The sequence below is a fragment of the Rhodococcus sp. NPDC057014 genome (assembly GCF_042673295.1).
Taxonomy (GTDB): domain Bacteria; phylum Actinomycetota; class Actinomycetes; order Mycobacteriales; family Mycobacteriaceae; genus Rhodococcus_F.
This window is the reverse complement of the sequence record NZ_JBHUSF010000181.1, coordinates 1-17619: the sequence shown is the minus strand read 5'-3', so window position 1 is coordinate 17619 and position 17619 is coordinate 1. Positions and strand designations below refer to the sequence as shown.

The window sequence follows — 17619 nt, the reverse complement described above, 5'->3', positions numbered from 1 at the left end:
GTCGAGGGCGGCGTCGACGACCTCGACCGCCGCCGGCACGATCTCCGGTCCGATGCCGTCGCCCTCGAGCAGTCCCAGGCGCAGGTTGTGGGTGGCAGTCATAGGTGTTCCTTCCGAAGTACGTGTTCTGAGAGTCGCGGTGCCGATGGAGAGGCTCACAGCAATAATTGTTCTATCTCTCCGGCTAATACAATTCTGATTGTGGCACAGGTCTCACCGAAATGGGAAGAGTGTGGTGCCAGATCCTGCATTTTGGCCGGTAGGGATCGCGGGTCGTGAGGCCTCCGCGCTCGGAGTGCCGGAGCGACCGAGATTGTTCTATGAAAAGTTTTGATGCAATTTCTTGCCTGCACCCCTTGACTGGACGCACCCGGGCGACGCATGCTCTGTGTCACACATCACCTTGACCGTTACCCGCGTCACCCAGCCCAGGAGGCCTGATGGACAGCCCATCACCCCGAGCCACCCGCACCGGAAAGGGCAGAGACACGACCTCGCACCGAGTTACCCGGTCGTCACTGTTCGCCGTGTCGGTGGCCGTCGCTCTCACCGTAACCTCGACCGCGTGCGGTGGGCCGTCCGACAGCGAAATCGCCGCCATGACAGTCGAACTGCCGACGTCCTACCCTGCGGACTATCAGCAGATCGTCGACCAGTCGAAGTCCGAGGGCGGTGAGCTGACGATCTACTCCAACACCGATCAGGAGAACTGGGTGCCCATCTTCGAGGCATTCAAGGCCAGGTACCCCTGGGTGGGCTCGGTCAATGCGACCAACCTCGACAGCGACGAGGTGTTCCAGCGCACCCTGAGCGAGCAGGCCACCGGATCCGCGCAGGCCGACATCGTGGTCTCCAACGCCGCCGAGGCCTGGGGTGACTTCGCGGAACGCCCGGGCACCATGCTCGACTACACCTCGCCCGAACTCGCGGCACTGCCGGACTTCGCCCAGCCCATCCCCAACATTCACGTCCTGTCCGTCGATCCCATCACCGTCGCCTACAACACCGAGCTGGTACCCGAGGACGAACAGCCCACCGGCATCCACGACCTCGCCGAGGCCGTCGAGAACGACCCGGAAACGTTCGACGGCAAGATTGCGTTCCGAGATGTCAAGGGCGCCTTCGGCTACACCGTCACCTCGGCGTTCATGGAGCACTCGCCGACCGCATGGGACGACATGGCGACGATCCTGCCGCAGGCCCGCCCCGAGACGTCCACCGGATCGATGCTCGAGAAAGTCACCTCCGGGGAGTACGCCGTCGCGTTCTTCATGGGCGCCCCGGCGCTCACCGCGGAAGAGCGCACCGGCGGGCTGCTCGAGGCCGGCTTCATCGACGACGGACAGCCCATGCTGCGCCGCGGCATCGGAATCCCCAGCAGCGCACCGCACTCGGCCACCGCCAAACTCTTCCTCGACTACGTGCTCTCCGAGGAGGGCCAGAACAAGGTGGCCGAAGGCGGCCTCACCGCGTATCGGCCCGGCGTGCAGGAATCCCCCGAGTCCCACGTCCCCACCTACGACGACGTCCTCGACGAGGTCGGCGCCGAGAACGTCATCCAGATCCCGTACGTCAAAACCCCCGAAGACCAGTCCGACGAGTTCGTCGCCCGCTGGACATCCCTGCTCGGCTGACGAGGAGGTGAACGGAGCATCATGACCATGACCACATCCACCCGGTCCGCGACCGAAGTTCGGCCCGCGAAACCCGGTGAATTCGAGCCCCCACGCTACCGCCAGTTCCTCGGCGTCCGGCGCGACAACCTGATCCAGTACCTGACCCTGGGCGTTCTCGCCGTCCTCGTCCTCGCCCCGGTCGTCCCGATTCTCTACCAGTCGGTCGTCGACCGGCCACTGTACGAGGCCGGCGGAGTCTTCACCCTCGACAACTACATCAGCCTCTTCACCGACGCCGGCTTCGGCACCGTGGTGTGGAACACCGCGATGTTCGCGATCCTGACCACCGTCCTCGCCCAGCTGTTCGCCGTCCCGATGGCGATCCTCACCGTCCGCACCAAGCTGCCGTTCGGGCGGCTGATCGGCGGCGGCATGCAGTGGCCGTTCTTCATCTCGTCGCTGCTGCTCGGCTTCGGCTGGATCACCATGTACGGTCCCGCCGGATTCTTCAGCGTGCAGGTGCGGCAACTGCTGGGGTTCGTGCCCTGGAACCTGTACTCCATCACCGGCATGGCGCTCACCGAAGCAGTCGCTCTGGCACCGATCGCCTACATCTTCTGCGTCAACGTCCTGCGCCGCAGCGACGCCTCACTCGAAAGCGCCGCCCAGGTGTGTGGCGCCGGACCCCTGCGCATCCTCTTCAGTGTGGTCGTCCCGATGCTGCGGCCGCCGGTCGTCTACAGCTCGGTGCTGATCATGAGCATGTCCATCGAAACCCTCAGCGTCCCACTGCTCTACGGTGCACCCGTCGACATCCAGGTGTTCTCGACATTCCTGTACACCAACGGCCTACAGTCCATCGACCCCGACTACGGCATCCTCGGTGCCGCGTCGGCGCTGATCCTGCTGGTCACCATGGTGCTCGTCTGGTCGCAGGCCAAGCTCCTGAAGAACTCGCAGCGATTCGTGTCCGTCCGCGGCAAGGCCACCCGCCCGCGGCTGCTCGAACTTGGTCCGATGAAGTGGGTCGGCCTGTTCTTCATCGCCATCTACCTGATCTTCGGTGCGATCATTCCGATCTTCGGACTCATCTTCCGGTCCTTCACCCTCGTGCTCACCCCGCTGCGCTCACCGTTCTCGACCCTGACGTTCGACAACTACCAGCGGATCTTCGAATACGAGGCCTACCGGCAGTCGATCGTCAACAGCATCGTCATCGCCGTCGTCGGCGCCGTGGTGATCAGCTTCCTCGCCACCCTCGCCGTGCTGGTCTCGCGCCGATCCACCTTCCGGTTCAACAAGGTCGTCGAGTACCTGGCGCTCGCGCCGCAGGCCATGCCGGGTCTGATCATCGGTATCGGCTTCTTCTGGGCGGTCGCCTACGCACCCAGCTTCATCGGCGTACTGCTTTCGGGAACCTTGTGGATCCTCGTCATCGCGTTCGGCCTGCGCGCCCTGCCCTCCGCCTACGGCAACCTCGCCCCGGTGATCATGCAACTCGGCGCCGAACTCGACAACGCCGCCCGGGTCAGCGGAGCCGACTGGTTCCGCACGTTCACCCGCATCCTCGCCAAACTCATCGCGCCCGCCTTCGCCGGCGCCATGGTCCTGGTGTTCGTCACCATGATCAAGGAATATTCCCCCGCCATCTTCTTGTCGTCGGCCCGCACCAACGTCATCGGCACCACCGCCCTCGAACTCTGGACGCAGGGCAACACCGGATCCGTCGCCGCCCTGGCGACCGTCCAGATCGCACTGACCGCGGTGTTCGTGCTGATCGCCAACCGCCTCCTGAAGGGACACAAGGAAAATGCCTGAGGTCGTCGTCAAGAACCTGATCAAGGACTTTGCGGGAAACCGGGTCCTCAACGATGTCAGCTTCACCATCGCGGACGGGGAGTTCTTCACCCTCCTCGGCCCCAGCGGCTGCGGCAAGTCGACCACCCTGAACTGCGTCGCCGGCCTCGAACGCCCGGACGAGGGGTTCATCAGCGTCGCAGACATCGTCTTCCTGGACTCGAACGCCAACGTGTTCGTCGCCCCCGAGGGCCGCGACCTGGGGATGGTGTTCCAGTCCTACGCCCTCTGGCCGCACATGACGATCGGCGACAACCTCGCGTTGCCGCTGAAACTCCGCAAGGTCCCCAAGCCGCGCCGCGCCGAACTGATCGCCGACGCCCTCGACAAGGTCGGCCTCCTTCACCTGAAGGACCGGTATCCCCATCAGATGTCGGGTGGGCAGCAGCAGCGCGTCGCCCTCGCCCGGGCCCTGGTCTACGCGCCGAAGGTGCTGCTGCTCGACGAGCCGCTGTCCAACCTCGACGCGAAACTGCGCGAGCAGGCCCGCTCCTGGCTCAAGCGGCTGCAGTCCGAGGTCGGTATCACCACCATCTACGTCACCCACGACCAGGACGAGGCGCTCTCGCTCAGCGACCGGATCGCGGTCATGTCGAAGGGCAACATGCTCCAGGTCGGCACCCCCACCGAGATCTACGAAAAGCCCGCCGTCGCCGAGGTCGCCAACTTCATCGGACGCTGCAACTTCTTGGGCGGTGTCGTCACCGGTGTCCACGGCGACGAGGTGGTCCTGAACCTGACCTGCTCGGATCAGTCGCTGCTCGTCAACACCGCGTTCCAGGGCGTGACCGGGCAGTTCGATCCCGGGCAGAAGGTCACCGTCGCCATTCGCCCGGAACGCCTCGTCCTCGCGGATGCCGCCGCGAACGTGCCCCCGGGCAGTGCCCTGTCCGGAACGGTGCTCGAGACCGCCTACGTCGGATCCCGGTTCGAATACCAGGTGCAGGTCGGTGACGTCGTCGTGCAGGCGCAGCACCACCACGGCCGCTTCGCCGGAAAGGTCACGCTTGCCCTACCCGAGGACGGATGCCTGATCTACCCTGAGGCCGCACCGGTCTCCGATGAGGCCAGACAATTGATGACCGTGCACTGAGGACGAGAGGAAGAACGACGATGACGTCGGTGGGATTGCTGTCGACTCGGGTTTCACCGACGTCCCTGGCCATGCGGGTGATCGAGCTGATCCGCGAGGAGAAACTCGACGAGGGTGCGCACCTGTCCGAGCAATGGGTCGCGGACTCGTTGCGGGTCTCGCGCACCCCGGCCCGCAAAGCCCTCTCCCACCTGGCCGACATCGGACTGGTCGAACAACTCCCGCGCCGTGGGTTCCACCTGAAGATGTCGGCCGCCGATCTGGCCAAGGTCGCGTTCTCCACCGACAGCGGCGACGAGGAGCAACTGTACTTCCGGATCGTCGACGACCACCTCGGTGGACGGTTCACCGGCGAGTTCACCACCACCGACCTCGCCAGGCGCTACGGGCTGACCACCCGGCAGGCGAACCTCGTGCTCACCCGGATGGAATCGGAAGATCTGATCCGCCGCCGCCCGGGCCGCGGGTGGGAATTCTCCCGAACACTCACCACCACCGAAGCGCACGATCAGTCCTACCGATTCCGTCTCATCGTCGAACCCGCCGCCCTCCTCGAACCCGGTTACACGATCGACCCCGACGCATTCGCCCTGCACCGCAAACAACAGGAATCGATGCTGCACGGCAACATCGTGTTCCTCTCCCGCACCGAACTGTTCCGCTACGGGTCCGAATTCCACGAGATGATCGTCGACTGCGCCCACAACGCGTACTTGTCCGACGCCGTCCGTCGCGTCAACCGGTTGCGCCGGCTCATCGAGTACAACCACCAGGCCGACCGCGCCCGCCTGGTCACCCAGGCCACCGAACACCTGCACCTACTCGACCTCCTCGAAGCCGGCAACAACGAGGAAGCCGCCCAGTTTCTCCGCAACCATCTCGACGCCGTGCGCGAGAAGAAGACCGGCATCAAACGCTGACCGCCGACCGCGTCGGCCACGGTTCCCGACTCCGGGTATCCGGGCTGGTGCACGCGATTTTCCACACTTGTATTCTTACGTCAATTAGTACAGTATGTGAGTGGTAGGCCAGGCGTCTCCAGCGCCGGCTCTGTCAGTTCCGGTCGTAACTGACTCCAGCCCAATGTGAATGGGGAGTCGGTTCGCGATCGACTCGGCACGGGGGATTCTCATTTTGTATCAATCGGCAACAACAGACCAATTTCAGCACACAGCTCAGTGACGGGCAGGAATTCATGACCACGCTGCAGACTTCCGAGTCGAACGAGATTGCGATCGAGCAGGACCGCTACCGGTACCTTCCACTGGACTCGATCCTCACGCCGGACGAGATCGCCGCGGCGCCGTACGCGGTGCGGATCCTGATCGAGAACGTCGCCCGACGGGCGCCGGCATCCCTGGATACGGTCCTGGCACGTTTTCGCGGCGAGACCACCGAATGCGAGCTGCCGTTCCACCCGAACCGCGTCATGCTGCACGACACCACGTGCCTGCCCGCTCTCGCCGACTTCGCCGCGATGCGCGACAGCGTTGCCGAACTCGGCGGCGATCCCGGAGCGCTGCAGCCGTCGATCCCGGTCGACCTCACCGTCGACCACTCGGTGATCGCGGAGGAGTACGGAAGCCCCGACGCTCTCGCGGCCAACCTGAACATCGACTTCCGCCGCAACAGCGAGCGGTACCGGTTCATCAAGTGGGCGGAACGGAGCGTGTCGAACTTCGGCGTCATCCCGCCCGGAACCGGCATCATCCACCAGGTCAACATGGAATCACTCGCCACCGCCGTCTGGGTGGACCGATCCACCGAACCGCCCACGCTGCATCCCGACGTCCTGGTCGCCACCGACAGCCACACCCCGATGATCAACTCCATCGGCATCGTCGGCTGGGGCGTCGGCGGACTGCAGGGACAGGCGGCGATGCTCGGGGAGCCGGTCACCATCCAGTACCCGACCGTCGTCGGGGTGAAGCTGACCGGCCGGTTGCGGAGCGGCGTCACGGGCACCGACCTCGCCCTGACCCTCACCGAACTGCTCCGCGCGCACGGCGTCATCGACAAGTTCGTCGAATTCCACGGCGACGGTGCACTCGACCTCGGCTGGGCCGATCGCGCCGCCGTGTCGAACATGGCACCCGAATACGGGGCGACGTGCGCGCTGTTCCCCACCGACGAGCAGACCCTGCGGTTCCTCGAACTCAGTGGCCGCAGCCCCGAGCACTGCCGGATCGTCCGCACGTACCTCGACGCCCAGCGGATGATGTGCCACCCGGACAGTCCGGCGCCCACGTACGACGAGAACCTCGAACTCGACCTCGCAGACGTCGAACCCAGCCTCGCCGGCCCCCGCATGCCGCACGAACGCGTCGCACTGGGCAACGTGCCCGCTTCGTTCCTCGCCGCCGCACCGGCCCCGTCCACCGACGGCGGCGTCGACCCCGTCTTCGGGCAGAAGGTCCCGCACGGTCCCATCGCCATCGCGGCCATCACCAGCTGCACGAACACCGCCAACCCCACCCTGATGGTCCAGGCCGGACTGCTCGCGCAGCGCGCCGCCGCCGCGGGGCTGACCAGTAAGCCGTGGGTCAAGACGTCGCTGTCTCCGGGATCCAAGGTGGTCACCGAATACCTCGCCGAGGCAGGCCTTCTCGCGTCGTTCGAACAGCTCGGCTTCTACACCGTCGGGTTCGGCTGCATGACGTGCATCGGCAACTCCGGCCCCCTGCACCCCCGGATGGAAGAACTCGTCGACGACGGCGTCGTGCCGACGGCGGTGCTGTCGGGGAACCGGAACTTCCCCGGCCGCGTGAACCCACGGCTCGGCCTCGGCTACCTGGCGTCGCCGCCGCTCGTCGTCGCGTATGCCCTGGCAGGCAACATCCTCCACGACTTCGACACCGACCCCCTCGGCCACCGCGCGAACGGGACCGCGGTGTACCTGCGAGATCTGTGGCCCTCCGACACCGAGGTCGCCGACATCGTTGCCGCCTCCGTGCGGCCCGACATGTTCCGGAAGAACACGGCCGCCATCCGGACCGGCACCCCCGAGTGGCGGGAACTCCACGGTCAGGGCGAGATTCGCTTCGACTGGGACGACCGATCCACCTACATTCGACGGCCCACCTACCTCACCGGTCTGGACGCCGAACCGTCACCGACCGTGACGATCACGGGTGCGCGGGCGCTGCTCGTGCTCGGCGACAACGTCACCACCGACCACATCTCCCCGGCCGGGGCGATCCAACCGGACAGTGCGGCAGCGGAATACCTGCGCGGATTCGGTGTACGGCCCCGCGACTTCAACCAGTACTCGACGCGGCGCAGCAACCACGAAGTGATGATCCGCGGCGCCTTCACCAATCCGGCCGTCCGCAACCGCCTTCTCCCACCCGACGAGGGCGGCCCCGGCGGACGGGCGTACACCGCCGACCGCAGCCGGGTCGTCCCCGTATTCGATGCCGCCCCGTCCTACCGGGAGGCGGGCATCCCGCTCGTCATCCTCGCCGGCAAGAACTACGGTGCCGGATCCAGCCGCGACTGGGCCGCGAAGTCCCAAGCGCTGCTCGGAGTTCGAGCGGTCGTCGCGGAAAGCTTCGAACGCATCCACCGCAGCAACCTGATCGGCATGGGCATCCTCCCCGTCCAATTCGGCGACGGCGACACCGTCACCGACCACCCACTCGACGGCACCGAAACGCTGAGCTTCGACGGACTCGACCGACTCGAGGTCGGAATGAACCGGCTCACCCTCCGTATCACGCACGCCGACGGCACCGAGAAGTCCGTTCCGGTGCGACTGCGGCTGGATACCCGGAACGAAATCGCCTATCTGCGGCACAACGGGACACTGCCCTACGTGGTGCGCAAGGCGCTGGCCCATTCCGGAGCGGGTCGCCGTTCCTGACCGCACGGCCGGCAGGCCTTGTGACGGCATGGGGCCGCCCGCAGGCGGGGAAGAGGGGGGGCTCCCCGGCCGCGGACGGCTGTGGCCCTCCAGCCGAGGGGTGACCGGTCAGGGGGCCTCGCTGGTCCGTGGGGCCGCCGGGCCCGCGGAACAGCGTAGGTGCCGGGTACCCGATCTGTGCGGGACTATTCACCGCGCGAGCAACGATTCGTCCGGGCCGATCCTCGAAAACGACTGGGCGAGTGTCCAGTTGTAGCAGAAACCCGGAGGCCGGCCCGATCGAACCGACCGGCCGGTTATTGCATCGCGTCCCCGTCCACAGTCGGGTCGAACGCAAGTCGGCCATCGGAGGGGACGGTCGGCGATATCCTGGGATACATCGTCGAGAGGTGGGCAGTGTGGCATGCGTCGACCGTGTTTCGAATGGGACGAATCGATGTAGTCGATGACTGATGTCGATCCGTTCGCCACCCAACGCGACGTGTCCGGTTCGGTCACGGCGGAGTTGGCGGCGGCCGGATTCGAGGACGCTGAGGAGATCGGCCGCGGCGGATTCGGGGTGGTGTACCGCTGTACCCAGATCGCGCTCGACCGCACCGTGGCGGTGAAGGTCCTCACCGCCGACCTCGACGAGGAGAATCGGGCCCGATTCCTGCGGGAGCAGCGTGCAGCGGGCCGGCTGACCGGCCACCCCAATATCGTCAACGTTCTGCACGCCGGCGTCACCGAGAACGGCAGGCCCTACATCGTGATGCCGTACCAGGCGCAGGGCTCGCTCGACGAACGGATCCGCCGCCACGGACCGCTTCCTCTGGACGAGGCATTGCGTCTCGGGGTGAAGATGGCAGGCGCCCTGGAGACCGCCCACCGGCTCGGGATCCTCCATCGCGACGTCAAACCGGCGAACATCCTGATCACCGATTACGGCGAGCCCGCACTCACCGACTTCGGCATCGCCCACATCGCGGGCGGGTTCGAGACCAGCGCCGGCATCGTGACGGGATCTCCGGCGTTCACCGCCCCCGAGGTCGTGGCGGGCGACGCTCCCAGTCCTGCCGCCGACGTGTACGGGCTCGGCGCCGCCTTGTTCGCGGCGATCACCGGCCACGCGGCGTTCGAACGCCGCAGCGGTGAACAGCTCGTGGCGCAGTTCCTGCGGATCGCGTCCGAGCCGGTCCCGAACCCGCGTGAGCACGGCGTGTCCGAGGACGTCAGCGCGGTCATCGAACGCGCCATGTCGTCCGAACCGGGGGCCCGCCCGTCCGCCGTGGAACTGGGCCGGGAACTCCGCGACGCGCAACTGCGTCACGGCTTCCCGGTCGACGAGATGGCGATGTATGCGGGAACCGTTGCGGCGCAGAGCAGTGCGTCACGCGCGGGCGCCGGTTCCGGGGGAGATGGTGCGTGGAGCCGGCCTGCCGGAACGTCGGCGGACTCGGGCCGGACGGGTGGACTTCCGCTGGAGCTGACCAGCTTCGTCGACCGCCGCACGGAACTGGCGGAGGCGACGAACTTGCTGTCGACGTCGCGGCTGGTGACGTTGACCGGGATCGGCGGGGTGGGGAAGACCCGGCTCGCCATCCGTGCTGCCACCAAGGCGCAACGGAACTTCGCGGACGGCGTGACATTGGTGGAACTGGGTGAACTGCTGGATGATTCGCTGTTGGCCGGGGTGGTGGTCGCTGCCCTGGGGTTGCGGGGTCAGTCGACGCGGCACCCCCACGAGATGCTCGTCGAGTTCCTCGCCCCGCGCGATCTGCTGCTCGTGCTGGACAACTGCGAGCAGGTGGTGGCCGCGGCCGCGAAGCTCGCCGAGATCCTGCTGCGCGCATGCCCGCAACTGCGGATCCTCGCGACGAGTCGCGAACCGCTCGGGATCGGCGGGGAAACGGCGCTGCTGATCCCTCCACTGCCCGTCCCGGACCCCGACCATCTCCCGAAAGGGCTGCCCCGCAACGACGCGGTCACCCTGTTCGTCGAACGCGGTGTCGCCGCCGTCCCCGGGTTCGAGCTCACCGAGGACAACAAGGTCACCATCGCCCGCATCTGTCAGCGGCTGGACGGGTTGCCGTTGCCGATCGAATTGGCGGCGGCGCGCCTGCGTGCGATGACACCCGACCAGATTCTGCAGCGCCTGACCGATCGGTACCTGCTGCTGACCCGCGGCAGCCGGGACGCGCCGTCGCGACAGCAGACGCTGCGGATGTGCATCGACTGGAGCTACGACCTGTGCACGCCTGTGGAACAACGGATGTGGGCGCAGCTGTCCGTGTTCGCGGGCACGTTCGAACTCGAGGCGGCGGAACAGGTCTGCGACGACGACGACGTGGACGACCTCCTCGACACGGTGACGTTCCTCGTCGACAAGTCGATCCTGACGAGAGAGGAGTCGGGCGCCGCGGTGCGGTTCCGGATGCTCGAGACCGTGCGGGCCTACGGGCGGGAGAAGGCGCAGGAGAGTGGGGTGTACACCGAACTGCGTCGTCGGCACCGGGACTGGTGTGAGCGCCTCGCGGTCGAAGCGGAATCCGAATGGATCAGTTCCCGGCAACTTCCGTTGATCGCCAAACTGTCACGGGAACTGCCGAATATCCGTGAAGCGCTGGACTTCTGCCTGGCCGACCGCCCGGACACCGGAGTTCGGATCGCGGCCGCGTTGTACCCGTACTGGCTGGCTCGGGGGCTGTTCGTCGAGGGGCGCCGGTGGCTCGGTCGTTTCCTCGCCCGGCAGCCGTCCGAGCCCACGATCGATCGCGCCAAGGCCCTGTACGGCGCCGCCGTGCTGGCCGGAGTGCAGGGTGACATTTCGGTGTCGGACACGTTTGCGGAGGAAGCGCAGGCGCTCGCCGCCCGGACGCCCGACCCGGAGGTGCGTGCGCACCTCGACCACGCAATCGGATACGCAGCCTTGTTCGCTGGCCGCCTTCCCGAGGGGCGCGCACATCTCGAGAGGGCCGTCCACGTGTTCACGGCACGCAACGACGTCTTCGAGGTGGCGGCGGTCGTGGGTCTCGGCATGATGTACGACCTGTTGAACGACACGGAACGCGCCGTCGAATGCCACGAGCGCATCCTCGCGATCACCGAGGCACAGGGCGAATCGGTGTACCGGTCGTATTCGCTGTGGGCGCTGGCCGTCGCCGTGTGGCAGAAGGGGGAGAGAGCCCGGGCGGTGCGGCTCCTCGGCCACGCGCTCCAGGTGGACCGCCGGGTGAACGACCGGCTCAATTCCAGTGTGTGCCTGCAGGCACTCGCGTGGATCGCCGCCGAGGAACAGAGCATGGAGCGGGCCGTCGTGTTGATGGGAGCCGCCGAGGCGCTCGCCCGGTCGGTGGGCAGTTCGGCGGTGCTGGTGCCCGGATTGAGCGTGTACCAGGACGAGTGCGAACGTCTGACCCGGGGCGCGATGACCGAGCCGGCGTTCGCCGCCGCCCACCGAAAGGGAGAGGCGCTCGGGTTCGACGCAGCCGTCGCCTACGCACTGGGCGAGCAGGTCTTACCCTCGTCGACCTCCGCCGGTCCGTCTCCGAAACCGACGAAGCGGGAGCGTGAAGTTGCCGCCCTCATCGCCGAGGGACTCACCAACAAGGAGATCGCCGCCCGGCTCGTCATTTCGCCCCGCACCGCGCAGGGGCACGTGGAGCACCTCCTGACGAAACTCGGGTTCAACTCACGCGCGCAGATCGCGGCGTGGGTCGTGGAATCGCAGGGTGAGGGTTCCTGAGCTGCCGTTGCCGGAGGCTTGTCGGAGTGTTCGGCGGCGAAATGCTATGCGGTGAGCGTGATGTCCACGGTGTGGATGCCGCTGGTCGTGGGCTTCACCGATGCCGTGCCGTTGCCGACCGGCGACAGGGCCCGCACGGTCCAGTCGCCCGGTGCGACGAAGAAGCGGAAGTCCCCGCTGCCGGAGGCGACGATCTCGGCGGTGAACGTGCCGGCGCCGTCGAGGAGCCGGACGAAGGCGCCACCCACAGGTTCTCCGTCGCCCGTGACGACCTTGCCGGTGATGGCCGTGTCCTTACCGAGGTCGACGCCGGCGGGGATGGTGTGGGTTTGCGTTGGTGCTGTGCTCATGTGCTTGTTCCCGCGGTCCGTTACTTGCCCAGCTCGATCGGCACGCCGACGAGCGAGCCGTATTCGGTCCAGCTGCCGTCGTAGTTCTTGACATTCTTGTGGCCGAGCAACTCCTTGAGGACGAACCAGGTGTGGCTGGAGCGCTCGCCGATCCGGCAGTAGGCGATGGTGTCCCGGGAGCCGTCGAGACCGGCTTCGCCGTAGATCGCGGTGAGTTCCTCGTCGGACTTGAACGTGCCGTCCTCGTTCGCTGCCTTGCTCCACGGCACGTTGAGTGCGCCCGGGATGTGGCCGGGACGCTGACTCTGCTCCTGCGGCAGGTGCGCCGGCGCGAGGATCTTGCCCGTGAACTCGTCGGGCGATCGGACGTCGACGAGGTTCAGCACCCCGATCGCGTCGACGGCCTCGTCGCGGAACGCGCGGATCGACAGGTCCGGCTCGGACGCCCGGTAGGTGGTGGACGGGCGGCTGACGGTGTCCGTGGAGAGGGGGCGTTGCTCGAGTTCCCACTTCTTGCGGCCGCCGTCGAGCAGCTTGACGTTGTCGTGGCCGTAGAGCTTGAAGTACCAGTAGGCGTAGGCCGCGAACCAGTTGTTGTTGCCTCCGTAGAGGACGACCTCGTCGTCGTTGGCGACGCCGCGTGCCGACAGCAGATCGGAGAACTGCTCGCGGTCGAGGAAGTCACGGCGGACCTTGTCCTGCAAGTCCTTCTTCCAGTCGAGCTTGACGGCGCCCTCGATGTGGCCGCCGTCGTAGGCGGACGTGTCTTCGTCGACTTCGACGAACACGATGTTGGGCGTGTGCAGATTCTGCTGAGCCCAGTCGGTGGAGACCAGGACGTCGGAGCGAGCCATGTTCTTTCCTTCACTGAGAACTTGCCGGGGTTTTCCGTTGAGGGTCGGGTGGTCGGCGGAGGCGGACGGTCGGAATCGGGCGACCAACGGATAGATCTGGCAGCCGAGGCAGATGCCGAAGGCCGCGTTGAGGAACGCCGCGAACAGTGCGAAGCCGGTGAAGACGGCACCGACGACGGGTGCGCTAAACGCGAATCCGACCAGGCCTGCCGCCGCGAAGATGAAGCCGACCAGTTGGGCGAAGCGCAGCGGTGCGGTGGGTTCCCGCTCGCTCGGCGGGCTGATGTGTGGGGCGACCAGCTTTCCGAAGATCCGGCCGTAGGGGCTGCGCCGCGGTCCGACGACGGCGGCGACGCCGAACACGACGGTCTGAACCGCCAGGATCGCACCGGCAACGACGGCCGAAAAGGATGCTGCGATCAGGACGGCGACGAGCACCGCCGTAGTGATCCAGGCGGCAAACCGGGGACCGCGGACGTCGACCTGGTCGAGGGCCGCGGTCGGGGTGGTGGTGGGTGTTGTTGCTGGTGTGGTGGACATTGACTGTGCTCCACAGAATGTGTCGGATGGCCGAGGGAATGCGATGGAACGCGATCGAGTCGATCACCGAAAAGGCAGCGAAGTCGGCGCGTGGCCGCAGGGCGAATCGAAGAATGACGCAGAAACGCGGTCAGCGACGCCAAAGGCAACAGCAACCACCGACGCGGCACAGGTCGACTGTGCGGCGACGGGTGAGCAGCAGCTCGCGGCAGGTCTGCACCCGCCAAATTCTACGCGTCACACCCAGCACCGGTGATGGACAAGTCGAGTCTCCGGCACAGGGGTGCGATCCCGCGTCTTATGGGATCAGGATGAACTTCCCCGCGGGGTGAGATTTCGCGAGCTCGGTGTGGGCCCGCGCGGCATCGATCAGAGGAAACGTCTTCGCGATCGTGACAGTCAGGTGTCCGGCGCCGGCTTGCTCGACCAGTGATGCGCGAGCCTTCAGCCGGGCCTCGGCGCTGGCCGGGTTGCCGCCGCCGACCGACGCGAAGCCGTCGTCCTGCGCCCGACCGAACGCGGCGATGGTCACGATCCGGGTCTTGTCCTTGACCAGAGCGAGCGACACGTCGACGGCCTCGTCGGTTCCGGGAGTGTCGAGGGCTGCGTCGATGCCTTGGGGTGCGACCTCCCGCACCCGCTGCTCGAGGCCGTCTCCGTAGACGACGGGAGTTGCTCCTAGTGGTCTGTCTGCGATTTGATCTTGTGGAGGGCGGTGCGGCCGCGTTGGACTTTGGCGATGATGTCTTCCGCGGTCGCTTTCCACACGAAGGGTTTGGGTTCCTCGTTCCAGTGTTGTGCCCACGTGGTGATTGCGTCGGCAAGGTCGGTGACGCTGGTGAAGACGCCGCGGCGCAGCCGCTTTTCGGTCAGTTCTTTGAACCAGCGTTCGATCAGGTTCAGCCAGGAACTCGACGTTGGGGTGTAGTGCAGGTGCCACCGGCGACGGTTCTTGTGCGCCAACCACGCTTTGATTTCCGGGGTCGAGTGCGCGGACAGGTTGTCGAGCACGACGTGAACGTCGAGCGAGCGCGGGACGCTGGCGTCGATCTGCTTGAAGAACCGCAGCACGTCGGCGCCGGTGTGGCCCTTGCGCAGGTCCGTGAGGACCTCCCCGGTGCCGACGTTCATCGCCGCAAACAGATCTATGGTGCCGTTGCGCTTGTAGTCGTGCGTCATCGTCCCGGCGCGTCCTGGCTTCATCGGCAGCGACGGCTGGGTGCGGTCCAACGCCTGGCATTGGGTCTTCTCGTCGAACGAGAACACCACCGCCCGCGCGGGCGGGTTCAGGTACAACCCAACGACATCGACGAGTTTCTCCTCGAAACGTGGATCGTTGCTGATCTTGAACGTCGCGACCCGCCAGGGCTTGAGATTGTGATCAGCCCAGATCTTGGCAACAGAGTCCTTACCGATCCCGACGCGGGCGGCCATCGTCCGGGTGCTCCAGTGTGTCGAGCCGTCCGCCGGGCGCTCCTGATGGGTCAATCGCAGCACCTCTTCGACTGTGCCCGCCGGCAAACTCGGTTTGCGGCCGCGCCCCTTCGCGACCGTCCCGACCCCGGAAGTTCCCTCTTCAGCGAAGCGAGATCGCCAGCGCCGCACCGCTTCCGGAGTCACCTGGCAACGTCTGGCTATCTCGGCATTGGCCACTCCGTCGCCTGCCCACAGCAAGGCCCGCGCCTGGACCACCTTCCGGTGCGGCAGTGTCGTCGAGGCCGCCATCCGCCTCAACTCCGCCCGCTGCTCGTCACTGACCGACAACGCCGCTGCAACCATGCATCGACTATACAAAACGCTCCACTAATTCACAGACGGACCACTAGCGCTCACAACCAGTGCGGCGGCTCGGGGATGTCCGGGCCGAGCCCGACCGCGCCACGGCCGGCGGCCCACCGCACCACTGCGGCGAGGGGCCCGGACACCTTGTCGGTGGCTGGCGAATCCGGCTGCACCGCAACCGGTTCACAGCCGTCGACCGTGAGCACGAGGCCCGCGCCGAGGTCCTTGCGACGCCACATGCCGACGATGTCGGTGAGCAGCGACTCCAGCACGACGTCGGGGAAGTCGCCGAACCGGCCACCGTTCCCCAGGTCCACGGCATGGATCCACACCTCCCGGGTACGCATCCACGCCGTCTCCGACACCGGCACGGTACGGCCCTGCGCGGTGCGCACCTGCGCCTCCCACGCCGCGGCCGGCAGGTTCCGCCACTTCTCGTCGAGCCGGGCGACGGTGTGGTCGAACAGGTTCCGCAACGCCGCCGCGGACAGGGTGGCGCCCTCGGCGATCTCCCGCCCCCGCTGCTCGGCCGAGGCATACATCGGGGTCTCGATCCCGGTGGCCGCCCAGTCCAGCAGCCGGCACAACGCGGCCGCGTTGTAGCCGACGTGCGCCACCAGGTGCGCGCGCGACCACCCGGACAGCGCCGTCGGCTCGTGCAGTTGCTCGTCGGTCAGCTCGGCGAGACGCTGCGCGAAATACGCCGTGCCGCGGCGGGCGATCAGCAACCGCTGGTTCAGGGCGAGATCGTGGAAACTCACGGCCCCTACTTGACGATCGTCTTGTTACGCACCGAACCGAGCCCGTCGATGGTGACCTCGACCGTCTGCCCGTCCTGGATGTAGAGACCGGGCTTGCGGGCGTGCCCGACCCCGCCCGGGGTGCCGGTGATCACAACGTCACCGGGCTGCAGCGTCACGATGTGGGAGATGTACTCCACCAGCTTCGCCGGGGTGAACACCAGATCGTCGGTGGTGGTGGTCTGCACCACCTGCCCGTCGAGCGTCGTGACGAGGGCGCCGCCGAACGTGTAGGAGTCGGTGGTCGTCAGGAACGGCCCGAAACCGCTGGTCTTCTCGAACGTCTTGCCCTGATCCCACTGCAGCGTCCGGTACTGGTAGTCGCGCATCGTGTAATCGTTCATCACCGAGTACCCGGCGATGTAGGACTCCGCCTCGACCTCGGATACCTGGTACGCCTGCCTGCCGACGACGAACGCCAATTCCCCCTCCCAGTCCAGCTGGGCGGCGGCGTAGGCGGGGACGATCACGTCGTCGTACGGCCCGGTCAGCGCCTCCCGGAACTTCGCGAACAGGGTCGGGAACTCGGGCAGCTCCCGGCCCATCTCCTTGATGTGGTTGGCGTAGTTCAACCCGACACAGATGATCTTCCCCGGATTCGGCACCACCGGCGCGTAATCCGCGCCGTCGAGGCTCACGGTGTCACCGGACGCGTTCTCCGCGATCGACTTCCAGTCCGGGTCGGTCAACAGCACGGACAGATCCGGGTAGCCGTCGATGACGGTGGCGGTGGTGTCGGAATCGACACGGACCGCGACGGTGCCGCCGGCGCGGCGCAGGGTGGCAAGCTTCATGAGATTTCAGGCTCCTTCGGAAATGTACGTGCGATGAAAGTGCAGGCGCTCGACGATCGGGGCATCGGAGAACGCGAACAGGTCGAACTCGGAGTCGGCCTCGATCGACCACTCCGTCCAGGACGGGACCACGACCATGTCGCCCGTGCCGACGGTGCGCGCCTGCCCGCCGAGGACGAACCGGCCCGACCCCTCGAACACCTGGTAGACCGTCGAGCCGACGTCCCGGCGCGGCCTGGTGCGGGCACCGGCCCGCAACCGGTGGAACTCGGCGCGGATCGTGGGCATCACGTCCCCACCGGTGGTCGGATTGGTGTAGCGGACCGCGGCATGACCGGGTTCGGTGG

General features: G+C 66.7%; 11 protein-coding genes and 3 pseudogenes. 6 read left to right on the top strand and 8 right to left on the bottom strand.

From position 1 onward, the window contains the following. Window positions 1-440 precede the first annotated feature (440 nt). The 6 genes from ACFTZB_RS28495 to ACFTZB_RS28470 all read left to right on the top strand — a co-directional run bounded on the left by ACFTZB_RS28495 (window position 441) and on the right by ACFTZB_RS28470 (window position 12152). The gene (locus tag ACFTZB_RS28495; RefSeq protein WP_378436390.1) at window positions 441-1634 is read left to right on the top strand and encodes an ABC transporter substrate-binding protein; all 1194 of its coding nucleotides are present in this window, start codon (window positions 441-443) and stop codon (window positions 1632-1634) included. Between the two features lie 27 nt (window positions 1635-1661). Beyond that, a complete protein-coding gene (locus tag ACFTZB_RS28490) occupies window positions 1662-3434 on the top strand; it encodes an ABC transporter permease (protein WP_378436388.1) in 1773 nt (590 codons plus the stop codon). Continuing rightward, window positions 3427-4566 carry an ABC transporter ATP-binding protein gene (locus tag ACFTZB_RS28485; protein WP_378436386.1) on the top strand — a complete coding sequence of 380 codons (1140 nt, stop codon included), beginning with the start codon at window positions 3427-3429 and terminating at the stop codon, window positions 4564-4566. Before ACFTZB_RS28490 ends, ACFTZB_RS28485 begins: the two co-directional genes overlap by 8 nt. Window positions 4567-4586: 20 nt before the next feature. Then, window positions 4587-5486, top strand: a complete 900-nt coding sequence (locus tag ACFTZB_RS28480) for a GntR family transcriptional regulator (RefSeq protein ID WP_378436384.1) — start codon at window positions 4587-4589, stop codon at window positions 5484-5486. Window positions 5487-5761: 275 nt separating this feature from the next. After that, window positions 5762-8428, top strand: a complete 2667-nt coding sequence (acnA, locus tag ACFTZB_RS28475) for an aconitate hydratase AcnA (protein ID WP_378436382.1) — start codon at window positions 5762-5764, stop codon at window positions 8426-8428. A gap of 445 nt (window positions 8429-8873) precedes the next feature. Next, window positions 8874-12152, top strand: coding sequence for a protein kinase (locus tag ACFTZB_RS28470; protein ID WP_378436381.1), 3279 nt, complete (start codon window positions 8874-8876; stop codon window positions 12150-12152). 44 nt (window positions 12153-12196) lie between these two features. Here ACFTZB_RS28470 and ACFTZB_RS28465 read toward each other — a convergent pair whose 3' ends face one another. The 8 genes and pseudogenes from ACFTZB_RS28465 to ACFTZB_RS28430 all read right to left on the bottom strand — a co-directional run. Then, window positions 12197-12502, bottom strand: coding sequence for a DUF1416 domain-containing protein (locus tag ACFTZB_RS28465; RefSeq protein ID WP_378436380.1), 306 nt, complete (start codon window positions 12500-12502; stop codon window positions 12197-12199). Between the two features lie 20 nt (window positions 12503-12522). Next, complete coding sequence (locus ACFTZB_RS28460; protein ID WP_378436392.1) at window positions 12523-13356, bottom strand: sulfurtransferase; 834 nt, start codon at window positions 13354-13356, stop codon at window positions 12523-12525. Window positions 13357-13443: 87 nt separating this feature from the next. Next, a pseudogene (locus tag ACFTZB_RS28455) lies at window positions 13444-13896 on the bottom strand (DUF4395 domain-containing protein); the annotation flags it as partial. Window positions 13897-14194: 298 nt separating this feature from the next. Then, a pseudogene (locus ACFTZB_RS28450) lies at window positions 14195-14584 on the bottom strand (zinc-binding dehydrogenase); the annotation flags it as partial. Beyond that, window positions 14575-15675 carry an IS630 family transposase gene (locus ACFTZB_RS28445; RefSeq protein ID WP_378436378.1) on the bottom strand — a complete coding sequence of 367 codons (1101 nt, stop codon included), beginning with the start codon at window positions 15673-15675 and terminating at the stop codon, window positions 14575-14577. The pseudogene ACFTZB_RS28450 and the gene ACFTZB_RS28445, both read right to left, overlap by 10 nt. 50 nt (window positions 15676-15725) lie before the next feature. After that, window positions 15726-16439, bottom strand: a complete 714-nt coding sequence (locus ACFTZB_RS28440; RefSeq protein WP_378436376.1) for a maleylpyruvate isomerase family mycothiol-dependent enzyme — start codon at window positions 16437-16439, stop codon at window positions 15726-15728. A gap of 5 nt (window positions 16440-16444) precedes the next feature. Beyond that, a complete protein-coding gene (locus ACFTZB_RS28435) occupies window positions 16445-17272 on the bottom strand; it encodes a fumarylacetoacetate hydrolase family protein (protein WP_378436374.1) in 828 nt (275 codons plus the stop codon). A 6-nt stretch (window positions 17273-17278) separates the two neighbouring features. Beyond that, window positions 17279-17619: pseudogene (locus ACFTZB_RS28430) on the bottom strand (cupin); the annotation flags it as partial.